The 7,078-nt window shown below is 65.0% G+C and carries 5 protein-coding genes; 1 reads left to right on the plus strand and 4 read right to left on the minus strand.

The features are described 5' to 3' along the window. The first annotated feature begins 34 nt into the window (after positions 1–34). Positions 35–1,483 (plus strand): FAD-binding oxidoreductase, encoded by a 1,449-nt coding sequence (locus A5745_RS07760; RefSeq protein WP_076115649.1) that lies wholly within the window; start codon positions 35–37, stop codon positions 1,481–1,483. Here A5745_RS07760 and A5745_RS07765 read toward each other — a convergent pair. The 4 genes from A5745_RS07765 to A5745_RS07780 all read right to left on the minus strand — a co-directional run bounded on the left by A5745_RS07765 (position 1,480) and on the right by A5745_RS07780 (position 7,029). Beyond that, on the minus strand, positions 1,480–4,311 hold the full coding sequence (locus tag A5745_RS07765; protein ID WP_076064650.1) for an RND family transporter: 2,832 nt from the start codon (positions 4,309–4,311) through the stop codon (positions 1,480–1,482). The genes A5745_RS07760 and A5745_RS07765 overlap by 4 nt on opposite strands. Continuing rightward, entirely contained in the window at positions 4,308–4,751 is a 444-nt protein-coding gene (locus A5745_RS07770) for an MmpS family transport accessory protein (RefSeq protein WP_076064651.1), read from the minus strand. The genes A5745_RS07765 and A5745_RS07770 overlap by 4 nt, the downstream gene beginning before the upstream one ends. A gap of 141 nt (positions 4,752–4,892) precedes the next feature. After that, positions 4,893–5,318 (minus strand): hypothetical protein, encoded by a 426-nt coding sequence (locus A5745_RS07775; protein WP_076064652.1) that lies wholly within the window; start codon positions 5,316–5,318, stop codon positions 4,893–4,895. Between the two features lie 61 nt (positions 5,319–5,379). Then, on the minus strand, positions 5,380–7,029 hold the full coding sequence (locus A5745_RS07780) for a (2,3-dihydroxybenzoyl)adenylate synthase (RefSeq protein ID WP_076115650.1): 1,650 nt from the start codon (positions 7,027–7,029) through the stop codon (positions 5,380–5,382). Positions 7,030–7,078: the final 49 nt, after the last annotated feature.

The following is a 7,078-nucleotide window of genomic DNA, read 5'->3' on the forward strand; positions in this document are numbered from 1 at the left end:
ATGCGGAACATGACGCAATCGCGGGAGCCCGACGATGGCGCGTGAAATCTCGCGGCAGGCGTTCCTGCGGGGCGCCGCCGGGGCGTTGGCCGCCGGCGCGGTGCTCGGATCGGGCCGCGTCGGCTGGGTGCGGGCCACCGCCGCGCCGAGCGCCACCGGCTGGGACGGTCTGTCGAATGCCCTCGGCGGGGAGGTATTGCTACCGAACAGTCCCCAATTCGGTTCGGCCAAGCAGGTTTTCAACACCAACTACAACGGCTATACCCCGGCGGCGATCGTCACGCCCAAATCGGCGGCGGATGTGCAAAAGGCGATGGCATTCGCCGCCGCCAACAACCTCAAGGTCGCTCCGCGCAGCGGTGGGCACTCCTATATCGGGGCGTCCACAGCGAATGGCGCCATGGTGCTCGACCTGCGACAGCTGCCCGGGGACGCCAACTACGACGCCTCTACCGGGCAGGTCACGGTGACGCCGGCGACCAGTCTGTACACGATGCACCGGACCCTGGCCGCGGCCGGCCGCGGCGTCCCGACGGGTACCTGTCCCTCGGTCGGGGCCGCGGGGCACGCCCTGGGTGGCGGAATGGGCGCCCAGTCCCGGCACGCGGGCCTGCTGTGCGACCAGATGACGTCGGCGTCGGTGGTGCTGCCCAGCGGCCAGGCGGTCACCGCGTCCGCCGGCAGCAACCCCGACCTGTTCTGGGCGTTGCGCGGTGGCGGCGGCGGCAACTTCGGCGTGACGACTGCGCTGACCTTCGCGACATTCCCCACCAAGGACGTCGACGTCGTCAACCTCAACTTCCCGCCACAGTCGTTCGCCCAGGTGCTCGTCGGTTGGCAGAATTGGCTGCGCACCGCCGATCGGAACAGCTGGGCACTGGCCGACGCCACGGTCGACCCAATGGGCACGCATTGCCGGATTCTGGCCACCTGCCCGGCCGGATCGGGTAACGGCACGGCGGCCGCCATCACCCGAGCGGTGGGAATGCAACCGTCCGGCACCGAGAATCACACGTTCAACTACATGGACTTGGTGAACTATCTGGCCGTCGGGAACCTCAACCCGTCGCCGCTGGGATACGTCGGCGGATCCGATGTCTTTCCGACCGTCAACGCCGCGGCCGCCCAGGGGATCGCCTCGGCCGTCAACGCCTTTCCGCGCGGCGCGGGCCGCATGTTGGCCATCATGCACGCGCTCGACGGTGCGCTCGCGAGCGTGGCACCGGGCGCCACGGCGTATCCGTGGCGCCAGCAGTCCGCCCTGGTGCAATGGTATGTCGAAACCGGTGACCCGGCGGCCGCGACCAGCTGGCTCAACACGGCACACCAAGCGGTGCAACAGTATTCGGTGGGCGGCTACGTGAACTACATCGAGGCCAACCAGCCGCCGTCGCGGTACTTCGGCCCGAACCTGGCCCGGCTGACCGCCGTACGGCAGAAGTACGACCCCAGCCGGATCATGTTCTCCGGGCTGAACTTCTAGCCAGCTCGCTGCGGTAACGGACGGGAACGCACCAGGGTTGGCCACCAGAACCATGGCCCGAGGATTCGCAGGATGCACGGCACGACGAACGAACGCACGATCAGCGTGTCGAGCAGCAGGCCAATGCACACGGTCGAACCCACCTGACCGACGGTGCGCAGATCGCTGGTGAGCATTGCCAGCATGGTGAACGCGAACACCAAACCGGCGGAAGTCACCACGCCGCCGGTGCTTCCGAGCGCGCGGATCAGGCCGGTGTGGATTCCGGCGTGCAGCTCCTCTTTGACGCGAAGGATCAACAGCAGGTTGTAGTCCGAACCCACCGCCACCAGGATGATGAACGTCAGCGGCAATACCAACCAGTGCAGCGGCAGGCCGATGAGGTGCTGCCAGACGAGGATGGAGAGCCCGAACGCCCCGGCGTAGGAGAAGGCCACCGTGCCGGGGATGACAATGGCTGCCATCAGACTTCTGGTGAGGAACAACATGATCAAGAAGATCAGCACGAAGGCGGCGATCGCCACGATGAGCAGATCGGATGCCGCGTATTGCTTGATGTCCTTGTTGGTTGATCCCGAGCCGCCGATATAAACCTTCGAGCCGGCCAGCGAGGTCTCTTTGAGCGCCACGGTTATCGCGGTGGGGAACTGTTCTACATGCTGCACACCTTCGGGGCCGTTGGCATCGCCCTCATGGGTGATGATCAGCCGGGCCGCCTTGCCGTCGGGCGACATCAGCAGCTGCATACCGGTTTTGACGTCGTCGTTGTCGAAAGCCTCGTGCGGGATGTAAAAGAAGTCATCGCTGCGGGACTGGTCGAAGTCGAGCCCCACATTGATCTGGTCGTCGAATGTCTGGTCGGTCTGGGTGGACTGCAGAGAAGACTGGCCGTAGGTGCTGACCAATAGAGAGGCTAACGCCTCCGAGTCGTCGGCCGTGAGTTTCAGCTGCGTGATGATTTGCGGCAAGGTCTTGTCGATGACCTCGAGAGAGTTTACGGCGTCCTTGATGTCGTCGGCCATCTTGTCGAGGCCGTCGACCGACTCGAACAGCGACCTGAATGCGTAGCAGATGGGAATGTCGAAACAGTGCTTCTCCCAATAGAAATAGCTGCGCATCGGCCGGAAGAAGTCCTCGAGGTTGGCAAGGTTCGACCTCAACTCGTCGGTGACCTGTTGCATGTCCTCCATGGTGATAACCGTCTTGTGCATCTCATCCGACATCGTTTGGAAGAAGCCGATCTCTTTGCGCAAGACCGCGACCGTGTGCTCCGTAATCTGTGCCTGCTCGTTGGTATTGGCGTTTTGCTGCTTGGTGAACGGGAGCTGTTGACCGCTCCCGCTGCCTTGTGTGGTGAACAAGTAGGGAATGGTGGCATGTTCCAAAGCTCGGCCCATGGGCCTGGTGATGCTTTGCACCATCGCGACGCCGGGAAGGCGTTCGAGGGCCTTGGCCGCGCGGTCTAGTGAGATGAAATCACCCGAGTTTCGCATGTCGTGATCTGACTCGATCATCAGCATCTCGGAGAACAGCTTGCTCTTCGGGAAGTGCCGGTCGGCAGCCTGGAAACCGAGGTTGGCCGGGGAGTTGTGCGGCTGGTACTGGCGGTCGTCGTAGTTCTGCCGGTACGTCGGCACGAAGATGGCCCCGAGCAGAACGGCAGCGGCGCTGGCGAAGAGGATCGGCACCGGCCACCGGACCACGCTCGCCCCGATCCGCCGATACAGATGCGCCTTGGCCTTGCTCCTTGGGTCGAAGAGCCCGAAAAGACTGCCCACCGTCAAGAAGGCCGGGCCCAGCGTCAGCGCCGCCGCGATGGTGAACAACATGCTGATCGCGACGGCCGGCCCCATGGTGTGGAAATAGTTGAGTCGCGCGAAGGTCAGGCAGTAACACGCCCCCGCGATCGTCAGCCCCGAGCCGAGGATGACGGGTGCGACGCTTTTGTACGCGGTGTAAAACGCCTCCTCCCTGCTTTCGCCGTCGTGTCGGGCCTCGTGATAGCGGCCCATCAAGAAGATGCCGTAGTCCGTCCCCGCTCCCAGCGTCAGCGCGACGACGATGTTCACTGCGAATGACGAGAGCTCGATGTACCCGAGATGCCCAAGGGTCGCGATAACCCCCTTCGCGACCAGCATCTCGAACAGAACTCCGGCCAACGGCACAAACAGGTTGACGATGGAGCGGTACACCAGCAGCAACATCGCGATGATGAGGAAGATCGTCACAATCGTGATGTTGTTCAGGCTCGAATTCGCAATAGCCACAGTGTCTTTGGCAAGCGGGGCCGCGCCGCTGACATAGACCATGAGCCCGGGCGGCGGCGCGTCCTTGGCGACGATATCCCGAACGGCGGCAACGGACTCATTCGCTTGCATCTGGCCGATATCGCCCGCGAGACGCAACAGCACGTATGCGCACTTGCCGTCGAGGCTCTGCGCCCCTGCCGCCGTGATCGGCTTTCCCCACAGATCCATGGCGTACTGCACATGCTTGGGGTCTTGCTTGAACCGGCGCATCAGATCGTCGTAGTACCGGTGATCCGCGTCGCCTAGCGGCCGGTTGGCTTCGAGCACGATCATGGCCAGGCTGGTCGAATTCGACTCGTGGAACTTCGCCCCGATGCTCAGCAGCGCGCGCTGCGACGGCGCGTAGTGCGGGACCAGTGGGCCCGCGAGCTCCTCGGCGACCCTTTCGACCTGCGGCATGAAGGTGTTCGTCGACACGGCGAGCAGGCCCCAGAAGGCGATGATCGGGATCGCGAAGACGCGGACCATTCTGGGGACCAAGGGGCGCTTCGCCCGAGGCTGCGCCTGGTGTTCGCTCATGCGGATTTCACCAGACAAAAGACGTGTGCGTCCTGATGGGCATCGGATTGTTCAGCGCGGACAACGCCATTCACCCGCAACCGGCAGCCGACTTGACCGCCATGAACCTGCGCCGAGATGCTGCCGGACACGACAGTGAGGGTGGTCGCCTCCGTATGCGACCACGGCAAGGTCGTCAGATCGACCTGGTGTGGATGCCCGTTGATGTCCACCCAGACGAGCATCCCGCCATCGCCGACGGAGCCGAACAACTCGTACGTGAGCCGTTTGATACTGAACTCGGGAGGCGCTGCCGGCTCATTGACGGTGATGACGGGCGGGGGATTAGAGAACTGGTGCACCTTCACCATGGCCACCGCGCCCACGCCGATAGCAATGACCGCGACCAATGGCATCCAGACGCGCGCCAAGACGGTCCTGCCGACCGAACGAGGGCTCATTCGATCACCTCTGTAGAACTCGGTCCCGGATCTCGTCTGCGCATCCCGCCCCCGCCCTCGTGCCCATGCAGATAGTAGACGGTCATGTGCCTAACGGGAAATGGGGCCAGGCGCAGACGATCGGCACCGCACCGGAACGCCTCAGTACGTCTTGCGCAGGCGCCTCTTCAGCCTTGCGCTTCTGAGAACCTGCACCGTGAGGTTCGTACCGGCCAACATGGGGAAAACGCCGAGAAATGTCCGCTCGGAGGGCGTCGCCCCATGCAGGTGGTAAAGGCTGCCGAACACATAAAAGCAGCCCACCATGAATAGGGCGCCGGGTATGCACAACGCCATCAACGAGCTGCGGGCGGCGATGATTTGCTGCGCGTAGTCCAACTCATCGGGTGACAGCGGTTCGCGTTTGCGCACTTTTTGCGTGACCGCCCTGGCGCTGCCTATTTCTTCGCCTATCGCGGTGGGCGTTCGGTCGCGCAATTGCATTGTGAAGACGAAAGCGACCGCCGCGAACACCAGCGCCAGCACGAGGGCGAGTACCGTCAGAAAACCCCACAAAGCTTCACCCATTGTTCGGCTCCTTCGCGCCTGCCGTCGAACTTAGCATCGCGCACGCGGCCGGCGCACGGCGTCAATCCACGCCGCCGACCTGGCGGGCGATCGCCTTTTTGTCGACCTTGCCGACGGGTGTGGTGGGCAGCGAGGGCATCGCGACCAACACGTCGGGCCGGGCATGCACGGCCACACCGCGCCGGTCGAGGTAGGCGTTCAGTTGCGCAAGGCTGATCGCTTCGCCGGTGAAAACGGCGGCGACGCAAATCTTTTCGCCCAGATAGGGGTCGGGCAGCGCAACGGCCGCGGCCGCGTAGATCGCGGGGTGGCGCAGCAGCTGCTCTTCGAGGTCCGCGGCCGCAATCGTCTCACCGCCGCGACAGATCACGTCTTTCACCCGCCCGGTGACCACCAGGTAGCCGTCTTCCCTGCGGCGGACCAAATCGCCGCTGCGGAAGAACCCGTCGGGATCGAAGCAGCGCTCGTTGTCCCGCTCGGCACGGAAGTAACCGTTGAACGTATACGGGCCGCGTACCAGCAGCTCGCCCTCTTCGCCGGGTGACACCGGCTCGCCCACGCCGTCGACGACGCGCAGTTCGTCATCCGCGCACAAGGGCCGGCCCTGGGTGCCGTCCAGCAATTCCGGCGGATCGCCGGGACGGGTGAAATTGAGCAACCCCTCCGCCATGCCGAACACCTGCTGCAGGCCCGGGGTCAGCGTCGCGCGCACCCGTCGGGCGTCCTCGGGCTCGAGTTTGGCACCGCCAACCTGCAAGAGCCGCAACGACTTCGGTGTCACCGGTTCCCAGTCGCAGGCCTGTGCCCACAGTTTGGCCAGCGCCGGCACCAGGGCGGTGACGGTGACGCCGTGGCGGTCGATGGCGGCGAAGGCCGCCTCCGGGCTGGGGTCGGTGCCGAACACGGTGGTGGCGCCCACCGTCATCGCACCGAGTAGCCCCGGACAAGCCAGGGGGAAGTTGTGGCCCGCGGACAGCGCCACCAGATAGACGTCCTGTGCGGTGAGCCCGCAGACGGCGGCGCTCGCGGTCGCGTTGAACACGTAGTCGTTGTGCGTGCGGGGGATGAGCTTGGGTAGGCCGGTGGTGCCGCCGGAAACCAGTAGCAAGGCAGGCGATTCCGGATCCACCGGCGATTCGGTGTTCGGAACCGCCACCGACTCGCACAGCCGCCGCCATGAGACGAACGGACCGGGGTCGCCGTCGACGATGACGTGCTGGAGCGTGGGGTGCTCCTCGGCGAGCTGGCGTGCCATCGCCCGATAGTCGAAACCGTTTGCGGCATCAGCGATTAACAGCACGCTGGCTTGACCGACGGCGGCAAAGTGTCCCAACTCGGCGGCCCGATGACCGGGCAGGCACATCACCGGGATCGCCCGCGCGCGCAACAGCCCGAACAACGCAACCGCGAATTGGCAGCCGTTCGGCAGCTGCAGCAACACCCGGTCGCCCGGTCCGATGCCCAGGCCGCGCAGACCGGCCGCCGCACGGTCGGCCCGCTCGTCGAGTTCGGCGTAGCTGAGTCGCTCACCCGGGAGTGCGTCGAGCACGGCGATCCGGTGGGGCCAGCGTCGCGCAGCGTCGGCGAGGATCGCGTCCACGGCCCGACCAGTCCAATACCCGGCCGCCCGGTACGCGGCGGCCCTATCGGCCGGGAACGGTACGAATCCCTCCATGCCTTCGGCCGCCGGCTGCGCGGTGTCTGCGGGCATCGGACTCCTCAGTGGGGGGCTAGTGGCGGCGACCCGGTGATCGAGGATA

This window comes from Mycobacterium sp. IS-2888 (assembly GCF_001954215.1).
In the GTDB taxonomy this organism is placed as follows: Bacteria; Actinomycetota; Actinomycetes; order Mycobacteriales; family Mycobacteriaceae; genus Mycobacterium.